At 73.8% G+C, this 25,100-nt stretch carries 19 protein-coding genes; 15 read left to right on the forward strand and 4 right to left on the reverse strand.

Annotation, left to right across the window (positions count from 1 at the left end; genetic code table 11):
• Positions 1-83 precede the first annotated feature (83 nt).
• Genes B6R96_RS33195 through B6R96_RS33205 form a run of 3 tightly spaced genes read left to right on the forward strand, consistent with a single transcriptional unit; the run spans position 84 to position 3,064 of the window.
• Positions 84-1,565: a glycosyltransferase 87 family protein gene (locus B6R96_RS33195; protein WP_237291588.1), complete on the forward strand. Its 1,482-nt coding sequence runs from the start codon at positions 84-86 to the stop codon at positions 1,563-1,565.
• A gap of 33 nt (positions 1,566-1,598) precedes the next feature.
• A complete protein-coding gene (locus B6R96_RS33200; protein WP_081524547.1) occupies positions 1,599-2,462 on the forward strand; it encodes a metalloregulator ArsR/SmtB family transcription factor in 864 nt (287 codons plus the stop codon).
• Positions 2,459-3,064, forward strand: a complete 606-nt coding sequence (locus B6R96_RS33205; protein ID WP_081524548.1) for a dihydrofolate reductase family protein — start codon at positions 2,459-2,461, stop codon at positions 3,062-3,064. Before B6R96_RS33200 ends, B6R96_RS33205 begins: the two co-directional genes overlap by 4 nt.
• Positions 3,065-3,085: 21 nt before the next feature.
• Here B6R96_RS33205 and helR read toward each other — a convergent pair whose 3' ends face one another.
• Positions 3,086-5,248 carry an RNA polymerase recycling motor ATPase HelR gene (gene helR, locus B6R96_RS33210; protein ID WP_081524549.1) on the reverse strand — a complete coding sequence of 721 codons (2,163 nt, stop codon included), beginning with the start codon at positions 5,246-5,248 and terminating at the stop codon, positions 3,086-3,088.
• 368 nt (positions 5,249-5,616) lie between these two features.
• Between helR and B6R96_RS33215 the strand changes: the two genes are divergently transcribed.
• A complete protein-coding gene (locus tag B6R96_RS33215; protein ID WP_203351686.1) occupies positions 5,617-6,927 on the forward strand; it encodes a hypothetical protein in 1,311 nt (436 codons plus the stop codon).
• On the opposite strand, the gene B6R96_RS33220 is transcribed toward B6R96_RS33215, so the two are convergent.
• The 3 genes from B6R96_RS33220 to B6R96_RS33230 all read right to left on the reverse strand — a co-directional run bounded on the left by B6R96_RS33220 (position 6,922) and on the right by B6R96_RS33230 (position 11,063).
• Positions 6,922-8,568, reverse strand: coding sequence for an MFS transporter (locus tag B6R96_RS33220; protein WP_081524550.1), 1,647 nt, complete (start codon positions 8,566-8,568; stop codon positions 6,922-6,924). The genes B6R96_RS33215 and B6R96_RS33220 overlap by 6 nt on opposite strands.
• Positions 8,569-8,682: 114 nt before the next feature.
• Positions 8,683-10,110 carry a DUF2252 domain-containing protein gene (locus B6R96_RS33225; RefSeq protein WP_081524551.1) on the reverse strand — a complete coding sequence of 476 codons (1,428 nt, stop codon included), beginning with the start codon at positions 10,108-10,110 and terminating at the stop codon, positions 8,683-8,685.
• 47 nt (positions 10,111-10,157) lie between these two features.
• Positions 10,158-11,063 carry a YhjD/YihY/BrkB family envelope integrity protein gene (locus tag B6R96_RS33230; protein ID WP_081524552.1) on the reverse strand — a complete coding sequence of 302 codons (906 nt, stop codon included), beginning with the start codon at positions 11,061-11,063 and terminating at the stop codon, positions 10,158-10,160.
• A 175-nt stretch (positions 11,064-11,238) separates the two neighbouring features.
• Here B6R96_RS33230 and B6R96_RS33235 point away from each other — a divergent pair, with 175 nt between their 5' ends.
• The 11 genes from B6R96_RS33235 to B6R96_RS33285 all read left to right on the forward strand — a co-directional run bounded on the left by B6R96_RS33235 (position 11,239) and on the right by B6R96_RS33285 (position 25,067).
• Positions 11,239-11,889 carry a GAP family protein gene (locus B6R96_RS33235; RefSeq protein ID WP_030387874.1) on the forward strand — a complete coding sequence of 217 codons (651 nt, stop codon included), beginning with the start codon at positions 11,239-11,241 and terminating at the stop codon, positions 11,887-11,889.
• Positions 11,890-12,038: 149 nt separating this feature from the next.
• The gene (locus tag B6R96_RS33240; protein ID WP_199829376.1) at positions 12,039-12,512 is read left to right on the forward strand and encodes a DUF6325 family protein; all 474 of its coding nucleotides are present in this window, start codon (positions 12,039-12,041) and stop codon (positions 12,510-12,512) included.
• 27 nt (positions 12,513-12,539) lie between these two features.
• Positions 12,540-12,854, forward strand: coding sequence for an SHOCT domain-containing protein (locus B6R96_RS33245; protein WP_081524553.1), 315 nt, complete (start codon positions 12,540-12,542; stop codon positions 12,852-12,854).
• Between the two features lie 85 nt (positions 12,855-12,939).
• The gene (locus tag B6R96_RS33250; protein WP_081525373.1) at positions 12,940-13,593 is read left to right on the forward strand and encodes a DNA alkylation repair protein; all 654 of its coding nucleotides are present in this window, start codon (positions 12,940-12,942) and stop codon (positions 13,591-13,593) included.
• Between the two features lie 364 nt (positions 13,594-13,957).
• Positions 13,958-16,045 carry an AfsR/SARP family transcriptional regulator gene (locus B6R96_RS33255; RefSeq protein WP_203351688.1) on the forward strand — a complete coding sequence of 696 codons (2,088 nt, stop codon included), beginning with the start codon at positions 13,958-13,960 and terminating at the stop codon, positions 16,043-16,045.
• A gap of 68 nt (positions 16,046-16,113) precedes the next feature.
• Positions 16,114-19,347 (forward strand): AfsR/SARP family transcriptional regulator, encoded by a 3,234-nt coding sequence (locus tag B6R96_RS33260; protein WP_159396401.1) that lies wholly within the window; start codon positions 16,114-16,116, stop codon positions 19,345-19,347.
• 164 nt (positions 19,348-19,511) lie between these two features.
• Positions 19,512-20,786 carry a cytochrome P450 gene (locus tag B6R96_RS33265; protein WP_081524556.1) on the forward strand — a complete coding sequence of 425 codons (1,275 nt, stop codon included), beginning with the start codon at positions 19,512-19,514 and terminating at the stop codon, positions 20,784-20,786.
• Positions 20,787-20,788: 2 nt separating this feature from the next.
• A complete protein-coding gene (locus B6R96_RS33270; protein WP_053703862.1) occupies positions 20,789-21,922 on the forward strand; it encodes an acyl-CoA dehydrogenase family protein in 1,134 nt (377 codons plus the stop codon).
• The gene (locus tag B6R96_RS33275; protein ID WP_081524557.1) at positions 21,912-23,207 is read left to right on the forward strand and encodes a GNAT family N-acetyltransferase; all 1,296 of its coding nucleotides are present in this window, start codon (positions 21,912-21,914) and stop codon (positions 23,205-23,207) included. Before B6R96_RS33270 ends, B6R96_RS33275 begins: the two co-directional genes overlap by 11 nt.
• A gap of 87 nt (positions 23,208-23,294) precedes the next feature.
• Positions 23,295-23,747, forward strand: a complete 453-nt coding sequence (locus tag B6R96_RS33280; RefSeq protein ID WP_030387865.1) for a type II toxin-antitoxin system RatA family toxin — start codon at positions 23,295-23,297, stop codon at positions 23,745-23,747.
• A gap of 57 nt (positions 23,748-23,804) precedes the next feature.
• Entirely contained in the window at positions 23,805-25,067 is a 1,263-nt protein-coding gene (locus tag B6R96_RS33285) for a class-III pyridoxal-phosphate-dependent aminotransferase (protein WP_081524558.1), read from the forward strand.
• Positions 25,068-25,100: the final 33 nt, after the last annotated feature.

A 25,100-nucleotide genomic window follows, 5' to 3' on the forward strand; every position in this document is an offset into this window, starting at 1 on the left:
TCGGGCGGCCGGACACCTTACGGAATGCGGACATGCGGGGTTGCGGACCCCACTGCCGGGGCCGTTGCTGCAACGCTGCGGGCGTGAAACCGCGTACCGACCCCGCCGCCCTCCCCACTGCCGGGGCCGCCGGACCGGCAGGCCCCGCGGGTCCCGCCGCCCGCGCCGCCACGGTCCTCGCAGTCCTCCCTCTGCTCGCCGTCCTCACGGCCGTCCTCGTCCTCACCGTCCGCCACGACGGCTACCACACCGACCCCGCCGGACTGTTCGGCCGGTACGCGGCCTGCTGGGCGCTGTTCGCCCTCGCCCTCCTCGCGCTGCGCAGGGTCGCGGGCGCCCACGTCCTTCCGCTGCTCCTCGCCGGGGCCGTCGCCGTCACCGTGACGGGGCTGGTGGCACCGCCCCGCACCAGCACCGACTCCTACCGCTACGCCTGGGACGGCCGGGTCCAGTCGGCCGGGATCTCCCCCTACGACCACGCACCGCAGGACCCGGCAGTGGCCCGGCTGCGCGACCCCTGGCTCTTCCCGACCGGCGCCGCGTGCGCCGGACCGGACCGGGCCCCGATCCCCGGCGGCCCCGTCCCGCACTGCACCCGGATCAACCGGCCCGCCGTGCACACCATCTACCCGCCCGTCGCCGAGGCGTACTTCCTCGTGGTCGACCGGCTCTCCCCGAAGGGTGCCCGGCACAAGCCGCTCCAGGTCGGAGCCGGTCTGCTCTCCCTCGGCGTGACCGGTGCACTGCTGCTGATCCTGCGCCGCCGGGGCCGGGACCTCCGCCGGGCGGCGTACTGGGCGTGGTGTCCCGCCGTACCGGTCGAGGCCGTCAACAACGCGCACGTGGACGTACTGGGCGTGCTGCTCGCCGTGATCGGCCTCGGACTCGTCGCGTCGCGGGGCACGGGCCGCCGGGCGGCCGGAGGCCTGGTGCTGGGCGCGGCCGTCGCCACCAAGCTGATGCCCGCCGTCGTCCTCCCCGGGGCGCTGTCCGGGGCGCTGTCCGGCGGGCGCCGGATCCGCGACGCGGTCGCCGTGCTGGTCCCCGCCGCAGGCTTCGTCCTGCTCGCCTACCTGCCCTACGTACTCCTCTCGCACGGCTCCGTCCTCGGCTACCTGGGCGGCTACGTGGACGAGGAGGGCTACGACGACCCCTCGGCCGGCTCCCGCTACGCCCTGCTCCGCCTCGTCCTGCCCGACGCGTGGGCGGTGCCGGTGCTGCTCGTCGCGATGGCGGGGGTGTGCCTGTACGTGATGCGGCGCGGCGACCCGCACCGGCCGTGGAGCGGCGCGCTCCTGGTCACCGGCTGGGCGTTCGCGCTCCTCACCCCGGGCTACTCCTGGTACGCCCTGCTCCTGATCGCCCTCGTGGGCCTGGACGGCCGCTGGGAGTGGCTGGGCATCGCCCTCGCGGGCGCGGCCGTCTACCTCCTCGCACCCGTCTTCGGCCACCGGTCGGCGCTGGGCGCGACCGCGTACGGAGCGGCGGTGCTTCTGGTCCTCGTCGTCTCCGCGGTCCGGTGGCATCGCCGCGCCCGGTGCGGGCCACCCGAAGATATTCCTTGACGGGAATATTCTCTTCGGCGAATACTTGGATCCATGGACGCACTCCTCGCCGCACTGGCGGACCCGGCCCGCTGGCGGCTCGTCGGTCTGCTGGCCGAACGACCCCGCCCGGTCGGGGTGCTGGCCCAGCTCGCCGAGGCCCGCCAGCCGCAGACGACCAAACACCTCCAGACCCTCGAGCGCGCCGGCCTCGTCACCTCCCGGCGCACCGGCCAGCGCCGGATCTACGCCCTGCAACCCGACCCCCTGCGGGACCTGGCGGCCGCGCTCGCCCGGCTCGCCGACACCGCCGAGCAGGCCGGTGGACCGCGCGAGACCCTCGACCGGTACGGGATCGGCGTGGACGCCGAGCGGACGGCCGCGCAGGAGCCGGGGTGGGCCGACGGCCGCAGCTTCGCGTTCCACCGGGCGCTGACCGGGGGCCCCGAGCTGGTGTGGCGTCATCTGACCGAGCCGGACCTGCTCGCCCGTTGGTGGACCCCCGACGACCTGCGCGTCGCCGAGCTCGTCTTCGAGGCGCGGCCCGGCGGGCGGATCGTCCTGGAGTACCGGGACGCCGAGGACACCGACGGCTCCGACCAGGTTGCCGGACACGGCGAGGGCGTCGTGGACGAGGCACGCCCCGGCGAGCGCCTCGCCTACCGGCTCTCCCCCCGGCTGCCCGACGGCAGCATCGCCTTCACCGCCCACGTCGACTTCGACCTCCGGCCCTCCGGTACCGGTACGGGAGCCGCCGCCGGCACGGACCTCGACATCCGCTACCGGATCGCCGACAGCACGATCGACTCCGCCGACTTCGTCGCGGGCATCGAGATCGGCTTCGGCCAGAGCCTCGACCACCTCGCCGACGCCCTCGGCGCCTCTGCGCACACCCCACGGAAGGAAGTGCAGCCATGACCGACTCCACCGGACGCAAGGTGACCGCGAACATCGCACTCACCCTCGACGGGCGCTACAACGGGCCCGGCGGGCCCGGCGATCTGGGCGCCATCGTCCGCTACGCGACCACCGGGGTCGCACGTGATCACCTCAGCCGCCTCCATGAGGGAGCGACGACGGCTCTCCTCGGCCGGGGCAGCGCCGAGGGATTCCTGGGTTACTGGCCGCCGGTGGCCCAGGACGAGAACGCCGACCCGCGCGATCGCGGATACGCGAAGTGGCTGGTCGACACGGACAAGGTGGTCCTGTCGACCACCCTGACCAAGGCGCCGTGGGACCGCACCCGCGTGGTGAACGCCCCGGCCGCCGAGGTCGTCGCCGGGCTCAGGGCCACCGGCGAGGGCGACATCCTCGTCAACAGCAGCCCGAGCATCATCAAACCGCTGCTGGCCGCGGACCTGATCGACCGGCTGTACCTCCTGCTCTGCCCCGAAATACTCGGCGGCGGGCAGCGGCTGTTCGAGGACGGTCTGCCCGGCTCGCAGTGGCGGGCCACCCGGCAGGAGACCGGGGAACTGGGCGAGACGGCCTTCGTCTACGACCGGATCCGGCGCCGCTGACCGCAGCGCCCCGGCCCCGCGTCAGGAACCGGTGAGCACGACGAGTTGCTGCGTCGCGCGGGTCATCGCGACGTAGCGGTCGACCGCCCCCTCGATGCCCGTGCCGAAGGTCTCCGGGTCGATGAGGACGACCAGGTCGAACTCCAGGCCCTTGGACAGCCCGGGGGTCAGCGACCGGACCCGCGGCCTCGCCCGGAAGGCCCCCGCCTCGCCGGCGTCAGCGCCGATGACGCAGGCCACCCCGTCGGGGTGAGCCTCGAGCCAGCCGTCGAGGATCGCGTCCAGATCCGCGATGGATCCATGGACGACGGGAACACCGCTGCTGCGGACGGAGGTCGGCACGTTGGCGTCCGGGAGGGCTTCCCGGATGGCCGGCTCGGCCTCCGCCATGACTTCCTCGGGCGTGCGGTAGTTGATGCTCAGTGAAGCCACGCTGATCCGGTCGAAACCGATCCGCTCCAGCCGTTCCTGCCACGACTGGGTGAACCCGTGCCTGGCCTGGGCGCGGTCCCCGACGATGGTGAAGCTCCGGGACGGGCAGTGGAGCAGCAGCATCTGCCACTCCGCGTCGGTCAGTTCCTGCGCCTCGTCCACGACGATGTGCGCGAACGGTCCCGCGAGCCGGTCCGGATCGACGCTCGGCAGAGCGCTCTCGTCGATCAGGCTGTCCTGGAGATCCTTGCCGCGCAGCATCGTCACCGCGCCCTCGCCGTCGTCGTCGGCCGCGAGGATGTCGTCGATGACGCCGGCCATGCGCTCGCGTTCGGCGGCCACCGCGGCGTTGTGCCGCCGCAGCCGCCGCGCCGCCTCAGGATCGCCGAGCCGCTGCCGGGCCGCGTCCAGGAGCGGCAGGTCGGACACCGTCCAGGCCCGGGCGTCCTCGCGCTGCAACGCCGCGACGTCCTCGCGGCTGAGCCAGGGAGCGCACAACCGCAGGTAGGACGGTACCGACCACAGGTCACCGACGAGATCGGCCGCATCGATCGTCGGCCACGCGCGGTCGAGCGTCCCGGTCAGCTCCTCGTCGTGCCGCAGCGCCCTCCGCAACACATCGACCGACAGGTCCTCGTCGTCCAGCTTGTCGAACAGGATCGTCACGAGCTCCTCCCGGATCTGCTCGCGCGCCTCGTTGTGCGGGGTACCGGCTGCCGCCCGGAACGCTTCGGCCCAGTCCTGCGGGGTCAGCCGGACGTCGGCCCAGGGGGTCGTGACCGTCATCCCCTCGGTGGGCGGCTCCTCGTAGATGCCGACGGCCTTCTCGATGGCCCCCACCATGTCCGCGGACGACTTCAACAGCGCCACCCGCGGATCGGGCTCCGCCGCCGCCTCCGCTCCCTCGGCGACGAGATCCCGCACCGTGCAGGTCTGCACGCCCTCCTCACCCAGGCTCGGCAGGACATCGGCGACGTACGCCAGGTAGGGCTGGTGCGGGCCGACGAACAGCACACCGCCCCGCCGGTGCCCGAGGCGCGGGTCGGAGTAGAGCAGGTGGGCGGAGCGGTGCAGCGCCACCACCGTCTTGCCCGTACCCGGACCGCCGTCGACGACCAGCGCGCCCCGGGAGCTCGCGCGGATGATGGCGTCCTGGTCGGACTGGATGGTCCCGAGCACGTCACGCATCCGCGGCGACCGGCTGCTGCCCAGACTGGCGATGAAGGCGGACTGGTCGTCCAGGGCGGCGTGCCCCTCGAACCCGTCGTCGGTGAACACCTCGTCCCAGTAGTCGCCGATCCGGCCGCGGGTCCAGCGGTACCTGCGGCGGCTCGCCAGACCCATCGGGCTGGCATGGGTCGCGGCGAAGAACGGCTCGGCCGCGGGCGACCGCCAGTCGATCAGCAGCCGGCCCCCCGAGCCGTCGGTGAGGCCGAGCCGCCCGATGTACACGGGCTCCGGGTCGTCCGCACGGACGATGCGTCCGAGGCACAGGTCCAGTCCGAAGCGGCGCAGGGCCCGCAGGCGCCCGGTCAGCCGGTGGATCTCCACGTCCCGGTCCATCGCCTCCCGGCCCAGCCCACCGGGCGCCCGGCGCAGCTCGCCGAGGCGGTCGGACAGCTCGGCGGTCGTCTGCTCAAGGCTCTCCGCGAGGGCCGCGAAGTGCTTCTCGTCGCCGCCGACCAGTGCCGGATCGGCCTTGGCGGACAAGCGGTCGGGAAGGTCGAACGCACTGGTGGTCAGCGAGTTCATATCAGCGGAACGCACTCTGTGGGTCTCCCGTTTTCGCAGGTCATGGCTTCGAGGAGCGATTCTGCGGTACGACCGGGGCCTTGCCGCAAGCCCCCCTGTGCGCTATAAGTTGAGAGTGGAAAGAGGTGGGTTCTCCCCTTTCCCCTGACGGTCCGCTCCGTTCGGACGTCCTCCGTACCGATCTCCCCACCGCGTTCATTCGTCCGGCCCAGTCCCGGATGCCGCCCCGCGCGGCCCGGGGGAGGCTGTGGGGGCACAGAGAGCCGCCACCACCGCCTGCCCCGGCGCACCTTCAGCGTCATCCACGGATCCAGCGTCATCCACGGATCCCCGGGGTCCACGGCTCCCGACCCCGTAGGAGGTCAGCCATGCAGGGTGATGAGAACGCGGGCGAACTCGCAGCACTGCGCGCCAGGGTCGCGGCCCTCGAATCCGAGGCCGCACAACGGACCCCGCCGAAGCACCGGATGAAGTCGCTGCTGTCCGCCCTGCTGATCATCATCGGCTGTGTGCTGGCCCCGCTGGGCATCGTGGCGTCCTGGACGTCCGGCATCGTGGGGAACACGGACCGCTACGTCTCCACGGTCGCCCCGCTGGCCTCCGACCCCGATGTGCAGGCGGCCGCAGCGAACCGTGTCACGGCCGCCCTCATGGAGCATCTCGACCTCGCCACCCTGCTGGAGGACGCCGCCCCCGAGCAACGGCCGATGCTCCAGAAGGCACTGGGCAAGCTCGGCGGCTCGCTGGAGGGCGCGGTCAGCAGCTTCGTGAAGGAGAAGGCGCAGGACGTCATCGCCTCGGAGCAGTTCGAGACGATCTGGACCAACGCCAACCGCACGATCCACACTTCGCTCGTCAAAGCCCTCACCGGCAGCGGCGACGGCGCCGTCGAGATCAAGAACGACGCGGTGACCATCGACCTCGCGCCCGTCATCGAACAGGTCAAACAGCGGCTCGTGGACGCCGGGATGGGCGTCGCGGCCAAGATCCCCGAGATCCACACCGACTTCACCGTCGTGCAGTCCAACGACATCGGCCGGGTCAAGACGGGCTTCCGGCTCCTCGAGATCCTCGGCCTGTGGCTGCCGATCATCGCCGTGCTGCTCATCGCCGCAGGCGTCCTGCTCTCCGCCCACCGGCGCCGCATCCTGGTCACCGCGGCCCTCGCGGTGGCGTTCTCCGTCGCCGTCCTCGGCCTCGGGCTGACCGTCTTTCGCACGGTCTACCTCAACGCCCTCCCGGACAACGTCTCCCAGGCCGCCGCCGGCTCCGTCTACGACGCGATGATCCGCCTGCTGCGCACGACGATCCGGATGGTCGTGGTCCTCGGCATCGTGATCGCCCTCGCCGCCTGGCTGTCGGGCCCCGGCAAGTACGCCACCGCCGCCCGCCAGATCTGGCACTCCGGCATCGTCGCCACCCGCGCCACGGCCGACAGGCTGGGGCTGCGCACCGGCCCGGTCGGCCCGTTCATCCGGCGCCACCGCGGCTGGTTCACCTGGGGCCTGGTCGCGATCGCCGTCATCGTCTACGTCCTGTGGTCCTACCCGACCGGCTGGGTGGTCGTGGGCCTCGCCCTCGCCCTGCTGTTCGCCCTGGCCGTCACGGACTTCCTCGCCGAGGACACCGCCGTTCCCGCCGACGAGCCGCCCCAGGCGCCGAGCCCGCACCCGTCATGACGCGGCGCCGGCCGGGTCGCGGGCAGCGCCCGGCTGGGCCGCCGGGATGCGCTGGGTGAAGAACAGCGCGAGCAGTGCGGCGAGCGCGAGGATGCCGAGCGCGGCCCGCAGCCCCTCGATCCGCGCCTCGTCGTTCGCGTCCAGCGCAGCCTGCGCCACCGCCGGGTCCGTGCCCGCCTCCTCGAGGGCCGTGGTGAGCTGCTCGTCCGACAGGAACGGGGCGCTCCCGGCCAGCGCGGTGTGCGCCTGGGTCTTGACCTCGGCCGGGATCGCCGGGTTCTGGTCGATGGTGGTCAGGAACGACGCCGTCAACGCCGCGATCATGATCGACCCGGCGACGGCGGTGCCGATCGAGGCCCCGAGGTTGGTGACCGTGTTCTGGATGCCGCCGACCTCGGCGCTCTGCTCGTCCGGTACGGCCGACACGGTGACGGCCCCGAGTTGCGAGGCGAGCGCCCCGATCCCCAGCCCGATCAGCAGCATGGGCACCGTGACGACTTCGGGGCCGGACTCCGGACTCAGAGCGGCCATCAGGATGACGGCGCCGGCGAACATCGCCAGGATGCCGAACCGTACGACCCGCCGCGGCGAGGCGTTCGGGCGGAACCGGGGGATCCCGATGGCGGCCGCGAGCAGGGTGATGGAGAGCGGCAGGATCAGCGCGCCCGTGTGGAGTGCCGACAGGCCGAGCGCCACGGACAGGTAGAGCGGGACGACGAAGAACACGCCCATCTGCACGAGGTACTGGAAGAGGAACATCGTCAGCCCGCCGGTCAGCTGCCTGTTCTGCAACAGCGCCGGGTCGACGAGCGGTTCGACGCCCCGCGCCACCAGGCGCGCCTCCCAGCGGAAGAACAGCCAGATCAGCAGCAGCCCGGCCAGCACCAGCCAGACGACCGGCGACAGGGCGAACCACGAGGGGCCCTGCTCCTTGGGCCGGAACCAGCCCCATTCGCTCGTCCGCAGGATGCCGAACACGAACAGCCCGATGCCGGCCGCGGACAGGAGCGCGCCCGGTACGTCGATCCGGGGCCGGTGGTCCGGGGGCGCGTCGGCGATCCGGCGGGCCAGCAGCAGGATGACCAGTACGACCACCACCTCGCCGGCGAACACCCAGCGCCAGGAGAAGAAGGTGGTCGCCGCGCCGCCGATGAGCGGTCCCACCGCGATGGCCACCGCTGCCGCGGCGGCGACGAGACCGTAGGCGGCGGGCCGTTGCTCCTTGTCGAAGTTGGAGGCGACGAGCGCCACGATCGCGGGCAGGATCAGCGCCGCTCCCACACCCTCCAGGAACGACCAACCCAGCAGCAGGACCGGCAGGTTCGGGGCGATCGAGGTGGTGAAGGACCCGAGCCCGTAGATCACACAGCCGATCGTGAAGGCCCGTTTGCGGCCGATGAGCGCGCCGACCTTGCCACCGCTGATCATCAGCATCGCCATCACCAGCGTGTAGGCCGTGATCGCGCCCTGCATCCCGCTCACCGTGGTGCCGATGTCCTCGGCCACCGTGGCGATCGAGACGTTCATCACCGAGCTGTCCAGGGCCATCAGGAACTGCCCGGCCGCGAGTGTCAGCAGGATCATCCTCGGGTTTCCCGCGTTCCCGGCCGTCCCGGCCGGGCCCGCCTTCGCTGCTGTCATGGGCGCAGCGTGCCACGGGGCCGGGAGGCGGCCGGGCAGCTCGCCCGCCGGGTCCCGCTGGGTCAGCCGACTGGCGGTAGCGGCAGCGGCTGCGGTGGGGCCGCCCGGTCCGGCTCAGGCTGCGGCGGCGGTCACCCGGCCGGACGCGATGGCGTCGACCAGCTGCTGGTGGTCGCGCTCGTTCAGGTCCGCGTAGCTCTCCGCGAAGCGCACCAGCGCCCGGTCGAAGACGTCGCTGCGGCCCAGGTACGCCGCGATCGCGATCCGGTCGCCGGACCGGGCGTGCGCCCGCGCCAGGGTGACGCCGCACAGGCCGGCGAAGGCCCGCATCCCGCGGGGCACCATCCGGGAGGGTTCGGCGATGCCCTTCCAGTCGCGCAGCTGGCGTACGTAGAAGTCACGTTGGCGGCCGTCGAACCCCTGCGTCTGCTGCCAGCCGAGGAAGATGTCGCTCGCTGCCTGCATCAGCCGCTGACCGGCCACGACCCGCTCGCCCCCGGTGGCGTACCCGCTGGCACCGGCGAACTCGGCGAGCACCGAGTCGCCGGCCTCCTTGGCCTGGAGGATCAGCGGGTCCTCGCCGTCGCGTCCCAGCAGCAGCACGATCCAGCAGCGCGTGCCGACACTGCCGACACCCACCACCTTGCGCGCCATGTCGACGATGGTGAACTGTTCCAGCAGGTGTCGGCGGTCCGTCTGGAGGCTCTCGCCGTACCGTCCGACCAGTTCGCGGATCTGGCTGTCGAGCGCATCGCGCTCCTGGCCCGGCAGCATGTCGGACACCGGTGTGATCAGCTGCGGCACGGCGGCGAAGCGCCGCCGGCCGTCGACCACCTCGGTGAGCTTCTCGAACGCCTGCAGGCTGTCGCGTCCGCGCGCCTTGCTCAGCGCCTCCGACACGTTCCGGCGGCCGCGGGCGTGCAGCGCCGCCTCCGCCACCGCCTGGAGGTGGCTCTCGTCCACCCTCGCGTACCAGACGTCGAGGTTGTGCATCTTGGCGAAGCGACGCATCTGCATCCGGTAGGAGCTCACCCCCGACCGTACGATCTCGGCGCGCTCGCGCTCGGAGAAGCCGTTCTCCCGGCCGGCGATGACCAGGCTCGTCGCGAGCCGCTTGACGTCCCATTCCCACGGCCCGGGCAGCGTCTCGTCGAAGTCGTTGATGTCGAAGAGGAGATTGCGTTCCGGCGAGCCGAGCAGCCGGAAGTTCATCATGTGCGCGTCCCCGCACAGCTGGACCCGGATGCCCGAGTCGGGGGTGTCGGCCAGGTCGCCGGCCATGATCGCGGCGGCGCCCCGGTAGAAGCGGAACGGCGCCTCTGCCATCCGGCTGTAGCGGATCGGCACCAGTTCCTGGACCCGGGTGGCCGACTGCCGCTCGATGACGTCCACCGGATCCGCGCGGTGGGAGGACGGCTCGAATTCCCCGTGGGCGGACCTCGGCGTCTGCGCCCGGGCGGCCCGTCCCTTCGCGGCCCGCTCCGCGACCGAGGGACGGGGCCCCTCGCTCTTCGCGGTCGTGGCCGTATCGCGCTTCGTCATCGCTTGCACCTTTCGGCGACCGGGGCTCCCGCCTCCCAGGATGGCACTCACCCCTCAGGGGCGCCCCTCGCACGCCGCTCGACCGGCACGGGACTGCCCAGCCGCCGGGACAGGTAAGGCTCCTGCGCCAGGGCGGCGCCCGTGGTGATGCCGATGGCGACCGCCACACACAGCACGATCAGCCACGACAGGATGACGAACACCGAGCCGGTGGACCCGTACGTGGTGAGCGCGCGATTGAGGGCGATCGGCATGTAGACGCGCGCGCCCAGCGACAACGCGGTGACCGCGGCGGCCGTGAGCAGCGCCCCCGGCAGCAGCGGGGGCCATCGGATCAGAGCGCCCAGCAACAGGTGCTGGCTCCACCACCAGGCCCCGGTCTGGAACAGGAGCGTGAGGGGGATCCCGAGCCACAGGCCGAGTCCGAACCCGTCGCGCACCGGTCCCTGGACGATCAGCAGGAGCATCCAGGCGGCGATCCAGACGAACCAGCGCCAGATCGCGATGCGCGTCCCGGCCCGCGGGATCTGCCAGGCCCGCCGGCACAGCCGCTGCATCGCCCGGCTCACGGCCGTCGCCGAAAGGAGCACGATCACGGCGCCGGCCGCACCCACCGCGTTGCGGACGTCGTCCTCGCCGGAGCCGTCGAACACGTCCTTCAGCTGGTCGTCCGCCTGGCCGGTGAGCCCGAACATCGTGCGGACGGACGAGACCATCTGGTCCCGTACGGAGGCGGGGGCGAACGAGGCGACGACGAAGAGCAGCGGCACGGCGGTCAGGAAGCACTGGGCGGCCAACCGGGTGGCGGAGTCGAAGATGTTCACCACGAGCATGCGCTCGGTGACATTGGTGATCACCGGGAACCGGGCTTCGGTCCGTTCCTGGAGCCGCTTGGCGGACGCGACCAGCTCCCGTGAACGGCTGCGCCACCTCGCCCTGCGGTCCGACGCCATCAGCGGCCCGCAACGGCATGCGGCACGAGCAGCGGATGCCGGGTCGTCGTCATGGCGCTCTCCTTCGTGTGCGTCCAGATTGGTGGACGCTGCCGGAGGCGGCATCTCGGTGGGCAAAAGGTGTCGGTGCCCGGTGTGGTGCGTAAGGTCGAATGCGGCACACGATTGGGGCGCCATGGTCCTCGACCTCATGCTCATCGGACTGGCCATCGCCCTCTATCCGCTGCCCTTGATGGCGTTGATCCTCGTGGTGTCCTCGCCGAGAGGGGTGTGGAAGGGGCTGGCCTTCATCCTGGCCTGGCTGGCCAATCTCGTCCTGGTGATCGCGCTCGTGCTGGTGCTGACCGGCGGCCAGCCCCCGCCGCCGCGTTCCCCGCCCGGAGCGGCGGCGCTCGCGGCCAAGCTGGCCATCGGGGTGTGGCTGGTGATCTACGGAGCGCGCCGCTACCGCCGCCTGAAGGCGAAGGCCGTCCGGGACACCACCCCGAAGCCCTCCCGCATGGACGTCGGCTCGCCGTGGGCCGCGGCGGGCCTGGCCGTGCTGCTCCAGCCGTGGGGCATGGTCGCGGCGGCCGCGACGACGGTCGTCCAGGCGGACACCTCGCAGGCCACCACCTTCCTCGCGCTGTTCGGATTCTGCCTGCTGGCCAGCTCCGGCCTGCTGGCGGCGGAGCTGTACATGGTGTTCTCGCCGGAGGCCGCCCAGGACCGGCTGATGCGGATGCGGACGTGGATGGACGGCCACAAGGACGAGGCCATCGTGTTCGTCTGCCTGCTGCTCGGCCTGTGGCTGACCGGGCAGAGCATCTACGAGCTCACCGAGTGAGTGGTGGCCGACGAGCTGACGGGCCGGCGGGGCCGACGGGCCGGCGGGCCGGTGGCCGGTGGCCCCTGGCTCGGGTCCGGGCCAGACGTGCGCGGGTGCGGGCGGCGTGCTGGAATGAGAAGACCTTCCCCTCTTCGACAGGAGCTGCCATGAGCAGCGAGACCGAGGCGCGAGCCGATCTGGGCGACATCGACGAACTGGGGCCCGTCGATTACATCGTGGTCGAGTTCCCGGGCAACCGGATGACGGGCGAAGGCTTCCCGATCCTCGTCGATCTCGTAGACCGGGGGATCATCCGCATCTTCGACTTCGTCTTCATCCGCAAGGAGGAGGACGGCACGGTGACGGCGGTGGAACTCCAGGACCTCGGCGACGAGGTCGACCTCTCCGTCTTCGAGGGCGCTTCGTCCGGCCTGCTCGACCACAGCGACATCCAGGACGCCGCCGGCGCCCTGGAACCGGGGAACTCCGCCGGGATCATCGTGTACGAGAACACCTGGGCGGCGCCCTTCGCCCGCGCCCTGCGCCGCGGCGGAGCGCAGCTCGTGGCCGCCGGACGGATTCCCGTGCAGGCCCTGCTGGCGTCGCTGGACGCCCTGGAGGACCCGCCCGCCGGACAGTGAATCCCACAGAGCCTGGAGACGATCATCATGCCCGGACTTCTTCGCGGGGTCGCCCGCACCGCTGTCATCGCGGGCACCGCGACCGCGGTGTCCAACCGCGTGTCCCGCCGCCAGGGCGGCCGGTGGGCACAGCAGGACGCCCAGCAGCAACAACAGCAGCAACAACAGCAGGAGCAGCAGCAGGCTGCGGCAGCACCGCCCCCGCCCCCGCCGGCCGCCGCGCCCCCGGCGGACGACATGACCGCCAAGATCGAGCAGCTGAAGCAGCTCAGCACCCTCAAGGAGCAGGGTGTACTGACCGAGGCGGAGTTCGCCGAGCAGAAGCGCCGCCTGCTGGGATAGGGGAGCGGGCCGCCCCCGTCATAGGCTGAATCCCGCACGTGACGGACGGGAGGCAGAAGTGGCCGGGACGACGGTGGCCGAGGTGATGGCCGAGCTGGCCGCGCTCGAGGACCCGAAGGCGCGCGCCGTGAACGAGAAGCACGGTGACGACCACGGTGTGAACCTCGGCAAGCTGCGTGCGATCGCGAAGCGGCTGAAGACGCAGCAGGATCTCGCGCGCGAGCTCTGGGAGACGGGCGACAGCGCGGCGCGGCTGCTGGCGCTGCTGATCTGCCGCCCGAAGGCGTTCGGGCAGGACGAGCTGGACGCCATGCTGCGCGATGCGCGCACCCCGAAGGTGCACGACTGGCTCGTGAACTACGTGGTGAAGAAGAACCCGCACGCCGAGGAGCTGCGCCGGGCCTGGATGCCCGATCCGGACCCGGTGGTCGCGAGCGCCGGCTGGGCGCTGACCACCGAACGCGTCGCGAAGAAGCCCGAGGGCCTCGACCTCACCGGACTGCTCGACGTCATCGAGGCGCAGATGAAGGACGCGCCGGAGCGCCTGCAGTGGGCGATGAACCACTGCCTGGCGCAGATCGGGATCGAGCACGCCGAGTACCGCGCACGGGCGCTCGACATCGGCGAGCGCCTGGAAGTGCTCAAGGACTACCCGACCTCTCCGGGCTGCACCTCCCCGTTCGCGCCCGCCTGGATCGCGGAGATGGTGCGCCGACAGCACGAGGCCACGCCGGCCTGACGATCGGGGCGGGGCCCGCTGCCGCCCGGCAGGCGAGCCCCGCGAGGGCGTACCCCCGGTAACGCGGGGGAGTGGGGCAAGGATCCGGCCAGCCTCCACGCCCCGGCGGCGCGGCGGGACGCGCCGGCCGGCCCGGCAGGAGTACGGTCGCCGCGGCCGTGGATCAGGGACGGGAGACCGGGCTCCCCGCGCGCACCGGGACCCGCGCGCGACGCGCCGATGGCCGAACTCGGGCGTCCGTATCCCTGCCATGGGAGAAACTTGCTGTTCAGGGGGCTTTCGCGCGGCGGGGGCGGGCGCATCGGCCGGACACGGCACAGCTCCCCGAGTGTTCGCCGGAACGTACGAGGCATGGGGGCACGACATGACCACCGGGGCGAAAACGCTGCGATTCACCCTGCTCGGGCCACTGCGGGCCTGGCGCGGTCCACAGGAGCTGGAACTGGGTTCGCGCCAGCAGCGGACCCTGCTGGCCCTGCTGCTGGTGCGGCAGGGCCGGCCCGCGCCCGTCGACTCGCTCGTGGCCGACATCTGGGGCGACCGGCCGCCGGCCCGCGCCGTGGGGTCGCTGCGCACGTACGTCTCACGGCTGCGCAAGGAGCTGGAGATACCGGACGGTGCCGGCGGCGGCCCGCGCGTACTGGTCTCCGAGCACGGCGCCTACGCCCTGCGGGTGCCGGCGGAGGCGGTGGACCTCGGGCTGTTCGGCCGGGACGTGGCCGCCGCCGACCTGGCCCGTGCGGCGCGCCGTCCCGAGGAGGCGCGGACCCTGTTGCGCACCGCCCTCGCGCTGTGGGGGGACGAACCGCTGGCGGGGCTGGGCGGCCCCGGCGTCGAGGCGGAGCGGAGCCGGCTGGAGGGCCAGCGGCTCGCCGCTCTGGAGACGCGCCTCGCCCTGGACGTGGAACTCGGTGAACACATCGCGGTGCTCGGGGAGTTACGCGCACTGGCGGAGCGCCACCCGCTGCGGGAGCGGCTGAGCTCCCTCCTCATGCGGGCGTACGTACTGAGCGGTCAGGGCGGGGAGGCGCTGGCCGTGCACGAGCGGACCAGGCGGCTGCTGGCGGCGGAGTTCGGGATCGACCCGGGCCACGAGATGGCCGCGATCGCCGAGGGCATCACGAGCGGCGGCACGGCGGGCGTCACGGGGAGCGGCGGAGCCGCGGGGGAGCCTGCGCACGAGGTCCTGCGCGATGCACCGACCGCCGGGACCGCACGGATCGTGCTGCCCGCGCGAGCCGGGCTGCCCGGGCAGGGCGGGCCGGTCGGGCAGGGCCGGGGCGGGCCGGCCGGGCCGGAACCCGTGCCGGACGGTCTCCGGCGCCCTGCCCAAATACCCCGCGATCTGGCCGACTTCACCGGCCGGGACGAGGCGCTCGCGCAGCTGACGGACGAGCTGACCGGTGCTTCGGGCCGGGAACCGGCCGGGGCCCGTCCGGCACCGGTCGTCGTCGTGTCCGGCTCGACCGGCGTGGGCAAGAGCGCGCTCGCCGTGCACGCCGCCCACCGGGTGCGCGGCCATTTCCCCGACGGCCAGCTCTACGCCGACCTGCGCGCCCCGGACGGTGGCGCGGTGCATCCGGCGGTGGTCCTGGAGTCCTTCCTCCGTGCGCTCAGGGGCTCCGACCGGCCCGTTCCCGAGCGGCAGACCGACCGGGCCGCGCTCTACCGGTCGGAGCTGGCCGAGGCCCGCGTCCTGGTGGTACTCGACAACGTTGCCGACCCGGCCGCCGTCGATGCACTGCTGCCGGGCGGGCCGGGCTGCGCCGCACTCATCACCAGTACCGCACGATTCTCCGGTCTCGCCGGAGCGCGCCACACCCATCTGGGAGCGCTCTCACGGGCCGAGGCGCTGAGCTGGCTGAGCACGGCCATCGGCGCGGAGCGCGTCGCGGCGGAGCCCGAGGCCTGCGTCGAGCTGGCCGACCGGTGCGGCGGACTGCCCCTGGCCCTGCGGATCGTGGCGATGCGGCTCGCCACCCGGCCGTCCTGGGCGGTCGCCTCCGTGGTGGCGGCCCTCCGCGGCCCGCAGCGGCTGACCGCGCTGGGCATCGCGGACCTCTGCGTGCACGAGGCGTTCCGGCGGGAGTACGGGCGGCTGCCCGCGGCGCTGCGGCCGGTGTTCGCCCGGGTGGCACTGCTGCGGGAGCCGGACGGGCAGTTCGGGCCGACGGCGGTGGCCCTGGCCCTCGGCGTGCCGTCGGGCGAGGCTCGCGCCCTGTGCGAGGAACTCGTGGACCGCAGCTGGCTGGAGTCCGCCCGCCCCGGCCGCTACCACGTGCACGGCCTGCTGCGCGAGTTCGCCGTCTCGGTCCAGCGGGACGGACCGGGGCCGCGGTCGGACGGGGAACGGCCCGCGGCGGTGCTCTTCGCCCCCGACGGAGCCGACCCCAGCCTGGGCAGCCGGTCGTTGCGGCGCCCGCGCGGCACGGGGGAGGGCCTGGCCTCCTGACCGGCCGACACCCTTTTTCCACCTCTGACGACAGGCCGCCGTACCCGTACCCCAGATGGAGCATGCCCGTGCCACCCGCCCACCGCGCACCCGCCGCACCGCCGCCCGCCCTCTCCTTCCGGGTGCTCGGACCCGTACGCGTGCGCTCCTCCGCCGGGGAGAGGGACATCCGCCCGCCCCTGGCCGCGGCCCTGCTCACCACCCTGCTGTTGCGCCACGGCCGAAGGGGCAGCACCCAGGCCCTCATCGACGCCGTCTGGGGCGATGCCGCGCCCGCTGCGGCAGCCGGGGCCCTGCGCGGCCACGTGACCGCGCTGCGCCGCGTGATCGAACCGGGACGGGCGCCGCGCACCCCCGCGCGGGTGCTGGTCTCCCGCCCGAACGGCTACGCCCTGCACCTGCCGCCGGACGCCCTGGACCTGACGGTCTTCGACCGCCGGGCGGGCAGCGCCGCGCGCGCCGTGCTCGCCGGGCGGCCCGCCGACGCGCTCGCGCTGTACGACTCCGCGCTGGCGCTCTGGGACGGAGCACCCCTGGCCGGGGTGCCCGGCCCGTTCGCCGCAGCCCAGCGCGGCGCACTGGTCGAGCGGCGGCTCGCGGTGCTGGAGGCCCGATGGGAGGTCGCACTGCTGCTCGGGGGCGACGCGCGGGCCGTGGAGGAGCTGCGGGTGCTGGCCCGGGCCCATCCGCAGCGGGTACGCCTCCAGGAACTCCTGATGTCCGCCCTGTACGAGACGGGGCGTCAGACCGAGGCCCTGGAGGTGCACGCGCGGGCCCGCGAGGCCCTGCGCGGTCCGGGTGGCCCCGGTGGCCCCGGTGGGCCGGACGGTCCGGGCGGTCCGGGTGGGCCGGGCGGTCCGGGTGGGCCGGGCGGTCCGGGTGGGCCGGGCGGTCCGGGACCCGGTGCCGGACTCGAACGGATACGCCGGCTCATCCTGGCCGGTCCCGATACGGGTGCGGGTGCGGGCGAGGACGGAGCTCCGGGCCCCGTGACCGGCTCGGGCAGCGCCGGGACCCCGCCACCGCAGTCCCGTTCGGGCGCCGGCCGTGCTGCCGCGCCCGCCCCCACCCCGCCGGCGGCCGCCGCACCGGTGTCCGTACCCGCGCCCACTGCCCTGATGTCACCGACGCTGGGCCTGCCGCCCGACACGGCGGACCTCGTCGGCCGCGACGCGGAAGTCGCCCGACTGCGGCAGGCCCTGGAGAGCGGCCCGGTCGCGGCACTCGGCGCGATCAGCGGGATGGGCGGAGTCGGCAAGACGGCCGTGGCCGTACGCGTCGCCCACGAGGTCGCCGCGAGCTTCCCCGACGGCGTGTTCTTCGTCGACCTCCGCGGGATGGACGCCCGGCCGGCCGATCCCCACCAGGTCCTGGGAGACCTCCTGCGCGCCCTCGGCGTGACGCCGGCGCAGCTCCCCGCCGAGACCGCCGAGCGCGTCGCCCTGCACCGATCGCTCCTCGCCGACCGGCGCGTGCTCCTCGTCCTGGACAACGCCCGCGACCTGCCCCAGGTACGCGACCTGCTGCCCACGGCGCCCGGCTGCGGCCTCCTCGTGACCAGCAGGACCTGGCTCACCGGCCTCGGCGGCCTGGGCGGCGCGACCCTGGTGCACCTGGAGGAACTCCCGGACGCGGTGGCGCTGGACCTGCTGGTCCGGCTCGTCGGAGAGCAACGCGTGCGGGCGGAGGAAGCGGCCTCCCGGGCGCTGGTCGCCGACTGCGGCCGGCTCCCGCTCGCCATCAGGGTCATCGCCGCCCGGATGGCCGCCTGCCCGGCCCTGCCGGTGGCGGAGACGGCCGGCCGGCTCGCGGACGAGCGGCGCCGGCTGGCGGAGCTCAGCGGGGACAGCGCCGCCGTGGACGCCACCTTCCGGCTGGGTACCGCGCAGCTCGACCCGGAACAGCTGCGCGCGTTCCGGCTGCTCGCCCTGCCCGACGTACCGGAGCTGGGCGGGCTGAGCGCCGCCGCGCTGCTGGACCGGCCCCGGGCCCGGGCCGAGGCCCTGTGCGAGGACCTCGTCGACGCCGGTCTGCTCCGGTCGCCCGCGCCGGGCCGCTACCGCTACCACGACCTGCTGCGGCTGTTCGCCCGGTCCTCCGGGGCCGAGGAGCTGCCCGCGGCCGCATGCGGTGCCGCGCTGCTGCGGTTGCTGACGACCTTCACCGACGTGGCCCGCGAGGCCTACCGGGCCTCGACCGCGGGGGACCCGTTCCCCGCCGACGACCTGCCGACCCCGCGGGCGCGGACGGCAGGGGAGGCCCCACCGGCCCTCCGTCCCGCCCACGGCCCGCAGCCCGCCCAAGGCCCGCACCCCGTCCGCCGGTTCGGCTCCCCGGCCGATGCCACCACCTGGCTCTACGACGAACGGCTGCACCTGCTCGCGCTCATCGAGCAGGCGGCCGGCTTCCCCGAGGTCCCGGCGTCCGTCTGCGCGCGCCTGCTGCTGGCCAGCGACCCGCTGGGGCGCGACAGCACCGGCACCCGGAACCTGGAACGGGCCGCCCGCGCCGTGCGGAGCGCGGCGAAGCGCTCGGACGACGCGGTGGCCGGCGGCATCGCCCACCTGCTGCTCGGCGGCTCCTTCGCCATCCGCTTCGACATGGCCCGGGCCCTGCCCCACCTGCGCACCGCGGCCGACGTCTTCCGCCGCGAGCAGCGGGGGCCGCTGCTCGCGCACGCCCTCAACGCCCTCGGCGGCTGCGCCCTCGCCCACCGCGACTTCCCCACCGCCCTGCGCCACCTCACCGAGGCGCTGCCGCTCAGCCGGGAGCCGCACAGCCCCGCCTGCGAGGCCGTCACCCTCGGCTACCTGGGCCTGGCCCAACTGGCCTGCGGACAAGCCGAGGAGGCCGTACGGTCGGGCCGCGCCGCCGTCGCCCTGGCCCGGTCCTGCGGCGACGGCCCCGGCGAGGCCAACGCGCTGCGCGCCCTCGGGCAGATCCTGCTCCACACCGGAGCCCGCCAGGAGGCCCTGGCCTGCCTGCGCACCAGCCTGCGGCTGTGGCGTACGACGGGCTCGGCCTTCCGCGAGGCGCTGGTCCTCGGCGGACTCGCCGAGGCCTTCAACCTGCTGGGCCGGCACGAGGAAGCGGTGGCCCATGCGAGCGAGGCACGGGACGTGGCCACCCTGCACGGCGACACGTACCTGCTCGGGCGGGCGCTCATCCAGCTGGGGGACGCGGTCGGCGCCCAGGGCCGGCCGGGCCAGGCGGCGTACTACCACCGGCAGGCGCTCCAGTTGTTCCGCGAGCTGCGCATGCCGGAGGCGGCGGACGTCGAGGCGCGCCTCGGCGCCGGTTGACGTGCCGTTGATGCGCTGTTGAGGCCACGCGAGCAGGGCGGTGACAGGCTCCTGCCACCGCCCCCGGCACGGACGTCCTTTCCCCCATCGACCTCCTGCCGGGGGCGGCCCGGGCCCGCCGCGGTACCCCGGGACCGCACACGCCGAACTGCTGAGGACTCCCTTTGGACCCCCAGGCTCTGCTCTTCTCGCTGTTCACGCCGGAAGGCCGGGACAACCCCTTTCCGGCGCTGGAGGCGCTCCGTGAGAACGTACCGGTCTACTACGACAAAGACCTCGACACCTACTTCCTGACGACCTACGCCGACTGCCAGGCGGTGCTGACCGACACCTCCTTCCGCACCCCCGACCTCGGCTGGTGCGAGGACAACCTGCCGGACTGGCGCGAACACCCCGCCGCCGACTTCTTCTACGCCTCGATGCTCCGCGCGAACCAGCCCGACCACACCCGGCTGCGCCGGCTCGTCGGCGCCGGCTTCACCCCCCGCCGGGTCGCCGCGCTCAGCGAGGCGGTCGAGCAGCTCACCGACTCCCTGCTCGACGCCTTCGCTGAAGCCACCGCGGACGGCGCCGCCGCCAACTTCCAGGAACTGGTCGGATATCCGCTGCCCGTGGCGGTCGTCGGCGAGCTGATCGGGGTCCCGGCCGAGGACCGGCTGCGCTTCCAGCGGCTGGGCGGCGACGCCAGCCGGCTGCTGGAACCGGTGCGCACCCAGGAGGACTGGGCCCGAGCCGACTCCGCCGTGACCGAACTGCGCACGTACTTCGAGGACTTGCTGCTGCTCCGGCTGGCCGAGCCCCGTGAGGACCTCGCCACCGTGCTGCTGGAGACCGGCGAGGGGCAGGAGCGGCTCACCCGGAAGGAGGTCGTCGACACCCTGCTGCTCACCTTCGTCGCAGGCTTCGAGACGACCGCCGCCATGCTGGGGATCGCCACCCACGCACTGCTGACCCACCCCCACCAACGGGCCGCCGTCAGCGCCGATCCCGAACTCGCGGCGCAGGCGGTCGACGAGGCCCTGCGCTGGGACACGCCCGTCCAGATGACCGAGCGCATCGCCTCCGCGGCGACCGTGATCCGCGGCGTCACGGTACCGGCCGGGGCCAACGTCACCACCGTGCTCGCCGCCGCCAACCGCGACCCGGCGCAGTTCCCCGACCCGCACCGGTTCGACGTGCACCGCTCGGGGAGCAGGGTGCTGAGCTTCAGCGCCGGCCCGCACTACTGCCTCGGCGCGGCCCTGGCCCGGCTGGAGGGCTCCATCGCCGTCCGCCGCCTCTTCACGCGCTTCCCCGACCTCGCCCTGGCGGGGCCGCCCGTACGGCGCGAGTCCTTCAGCCTGCGCATGTACGAGGACCTCCCCCTGACCACGACCGCCGGACCCCGGGCGCCCCGTACGCGGGCCGCGGTCGGCGCCACGACGACGGCGAAGGACTGACCATGGCCTTTCTGGACACCGAACGCGCGGTGCTCGAGGCGCTGCTGCCCGGCCTCGACGCCGAACTGGCCCGGCACCGGCTGGCCGACCTGGAACGGACGGGCAGCCCGGCCGTCGCAGCCTTCCGGGAGGCGGGCGGCGCGGCCCTGCTGGTGCCGCGGCAGAACACCGGCATCGGCGCCGACCCCCTGCAAGCCGTGCGTCTGCAACGCGCGGTGGGCGCACGCTGCCCGTCGCTGGCCGTCGCCACGACCATGCACCACTTCTCCGTGGCGAGCCTCGTGGAAGCCGCCAAGAACGGCGCGGGCTTCGAGTGGATGCTCCTGGAGGCCATCGTCGGCAAGCGGATGCTGCTCGCGTCCGGGTTCTCGGAGGGCCGCACCGGCCAGTCCATCCTGAAGCCCGGCATCCGAGCCGTGCGCAGGGGCGGCGAGGTGGTGCTGAACGGCAGCAAGAAGCCGTGCAGCCTGGCCCGTTCGATGGACCTGTTGACGGCGTCGGTGGTGATGACGGACGAGGCCGGCACCGAACGGCTCGGCGTCGCCATCGTTCCCGCCGACACCCCGGGGGTCTCCGTACGGCCCTTCTGGCGCAGTACGGTGCTGGCCGGCGCGGAGAGCGAGGAGGTCGTCCTCGAGAACGTCGCGCTCGACCCGCAGATGGTCGTGCTCACCGAGGTCACCGCCGATTCGGTGCTGGACTCGCTCAATGTGGCGGGCTTCCTCTGGTTCGAACTGCTGATGACCGCCGGATACCTGGGCACGGCGAGCGCCCTGGTGGAACGCGTCCTGCGGCACGGGCGCGCCCCCGCCGCGGTGCGTGCGACGCTGGTGACCGAGCTCGACGCGGCGATGCTCGCCGTCGAGGCCGTCGCCCGGACGATGGGGGAGTCCCCGCAGTGGGGCGAGCCGCTGCTGGTCGCCGCGCTCACCGCCCGCTACGCGGCCCAGGACGCCATCGCGCGGACCACGGCGACCGCCCTGGAGGCGCTCGGCGGCATGTCGTTCATCGGCTCCGACGAGGGCGCCTACCTGGCCTCCGCGGCCGCCGGCCTGAACTTCCACCCGCCGTCGCGGGGGCGCATGGCCGAACCGCTGTGCGCGGTGCTCGACGGCGAGCCGCTCCGTGTCGGCTGACCGCGGGCCGGCCCCGGCCGCCGCTCCGGCCACGGTCGCCGCCCCGCCCGCCGCCCCCGCCACGGTCGCCGCGGCCGGCGGGTCGCAGCGAGAACCGGCGTACACGGTGGAGCGGCTGGAGCGCGCCCAGGGCCTGCCCCGCCAGGTGTGGGACGAACTGGCCCCGGCCGACGACCCCATGTGGGGCCGGGACGTGTTCACCGCCATGCAGCGCGCGGAGATCGGCCCGGACGCCTACGCCTACCTGCTCGTGCGCGAGGACGGGCGGCCCTTCGCGCTCCTGCCCCTCAGCGCCGTGCACGGGCTGCGGCTCGACCGGGTCGTGGGGCCGCGCGAACGCCGCCTGATGGCGCCGGTGGCCCGGGCCTTCCCCCGGCTCGTGCGGGTGCCGATGCTGTTCTGCGGCAACTTCCTCGGGCAGGGCCACGTCATGGGCCGGGGCCGGCTTCCCGCGGCGGCGGCCCGGCTGCTGGTGCGGGAGGTCATGGACTTCGCCCGCGGGCACCGGCTGGGCACGGTCGTCTTCAAGGACTTCGCGCCGGACGGCCTCGACGCGCTGCGACCGGGCCTCGACGAGCAGGGCTTCTTCACCGTCGCCTCGCTGCCCGACACCCAACTCACGCTGGGACAGCCGGACTTCGAGTCGTACCTGGCATCGCTGCCGGCCAAGCCCCGGCGCAACGCGCGCAACAAGATACGCAAGTTCCACCGGCAGGAGGACCTGCGTATGGAGGTGCTCGACGAGTTCGGGCACCTCGTCCCCGAGATGATGGGGCTGTACCGGCAGGTCATGGACCGCGCCGACCAGACCCTCGACGTACTCGACGAGGCGTTCGTACGGGCCCTGTCCGACAGCAAGGCAGGCGGCGAGGACGGCTACGGCGACGGCGAGGGCCAGGGCGACGGCGACGGCGAGGGCGCCCGTACCGAACAGCGGCTGGTCGCCTGCTTCGAGGGCGAGCGCCTCGTGGGCTACCTGCACTGCCTGTTCCGCGGCCGGGGCGCCGTCGGCGCCCGGATCGGCATGGACTACGGGCTGGCCCACCGGGCGCGGCTCTACCACAACCTCCACTACGCGGCGATCGAGCTGGCCATCGCCCGGGGCTGCCGCCACATCCGGTTCGCGCAGACCGCCTACGAGCCCAAGCGCGAGTTCGGCTGCGAACTGGTCGAGCAGAGCTACGCGCTCAACCACACCGGCCGGCTGCCCCGCACGATCCTGCGCCTGCTGCTGCCGCCCGCCCTGGAAGCGGCCCGCGCCCAGGCCCTCGCACCCAGGTCCTGATGCCCGGGTCCTGACGCCCCGCCGCCCCGCTCCCCGAACGCTCCCCGCCAGCCCCGTACGGCTCACCACCGGAAAGAGACCACACCCATGCCCCTCGTCCAGGTAGAGATCCCCATCGCCGCCCGCCCCGAGGACAGCTGGAACGCCGTCATCGACGTCGAGAGCTACGCCTCCTGCATGGACAGCGTCCAGTCCGTCACGATCGTCGACCGCACCGGCCCGGACGAGCGCACGACGGCCTGGTCCGTCCACCTCAAGGGCTCGGTCCTCGAGTGGGTGGAGGCCGAACGGCTCGACCACACCGCCCGGCGCTTCGACTTCCACCAGGTCAGCGGAGACCTCGCCCATTTCGTGGGCCACTGGGCGGTGCGCCCGTCCGACGACGGCGGCAGCCACGTCTCCCTGACCGTCGAGTTCGAGATAGGGATCCCGCTGCTCGCCGACATGCTCAACCCCGTCGCCGCCACCGCCCTGCGGGAGAACGCCGAGCAGATGCTGCACGCCCTGGAGTTGCGGCTCACCGGCGACGCCGCCCGCTGAGGCGTCCGGCGCGCACCTCCGCCCCCTCCCCACCCACCCTTCTCCAGGAGGTCCCCCGTGGCAGCCCCGACCACGACCGCCCCGCCCACCGCGGGCGAGGTCTTCGAACAACTCCGCCGCCACCAGTCCCCGAAGCTGGCGCTGACCGGCAAGTTCGCCGGCCAGGGAGCCGTGGAGGCCGGCGCCCTCGGCTCCCGCGTCACCCTCTCCGACGGCCGCACCGCGCTCGACTTCGGCTCGTACGCGGTCGCCCTCCTCGGCCACCGCCACCCCGGCGTGGTGGCGGCCGTGGCCGAGCAGCTCGACGTGATGCCCACGTCGACGCGCAGCCTGGCCAACCCGGTGGCCGCCCGGGCCGCGGCCCGGCTCTCCGAGTACCTCGGCGGCCGGCTCCCGAAGGTCTACTTCGGCCTGAACGGGGCCGACGCCGTCGAGGTGTCGGTGAAACTCGCCCGGCTCGCCACGGGCCGGGACCGGGTGCTCGCGGTGACCGGCGGCTATCACGGCAAGACACTGGGCGCCCTCTCCCTCACGCACAGCCCGCTGTTCCGGGCCGGGCTGCGGGGCGCCGTCATCGACGTGGTCCACATCGACCCCGAGGACCCGTACGCCGTACGGGCGCAGGTGAAGGCGGCCCCGGTGGCCGCCGTGATCTTCGAACCCGTCCAGGGCGAGAACGGCGCCGTTCCGCTGCGGACCGAGGTCCTGCACCAGTGGTGCGAGGACGCGCACTCCCACGGCGCCTTCGCCATCGCGGACGAGATCCAGTGCGGGCTGCGCCGCTGCGGAGAGCCTTCGGTCGCCCTCGCGGACGGCCTGCCGGTCGACGCCGTACTCGTGGGCAAGCCGCTCGGCGGCGGCGTGGTGCCGCTCTCCGCCGCGGTGTGCAGCACCGAGCTCTACGCCCCGCTGGCGCAGGACCCGTTCCTGCATTCGGCGACTTTCGGCGGCCACCCGCTGAGCTGCGCCGCGCTCCCCGCCGCCCTGGAGGCGATCGAGGAACTCGCCGAGCACGGACGGATGCTGTCGGCCCGGCTCGCCGACGGCCTGCGCGCCCTGGCAGAGCGCCACCCGCGGGTGATGGGCGCCCATCACGGCAGGGGGCTGCTGTGGGGCATCGAGTTCACCACCCCCGGGGCGGCCGGCGAGGCCGTGGTGTCGCTGGCCGGCAACGGCCTGCTGGTCTCGCCCTGCCTGGGCCGCCCGACCACGGTGCGGCTGCTGCCCCCGCTCGTCACCACCGGGGCGGAGCTCGACGAGGCACTGGACATCCTCGACACCGCCCTGGCCGCGGCCGCCCCGGCCGGCCTCCCCGGCTGACGGCCGCCGCCGCCCCGTCGCACGACCACGCCC

The organism is Streptomyces sp. Sge12, from assembly GCF_002080455.1.
GTDB lineage: Bacteria > Actinomycetota > Actinomycetes > Streptomycetales > Streptomycetaceae > Streptomyces.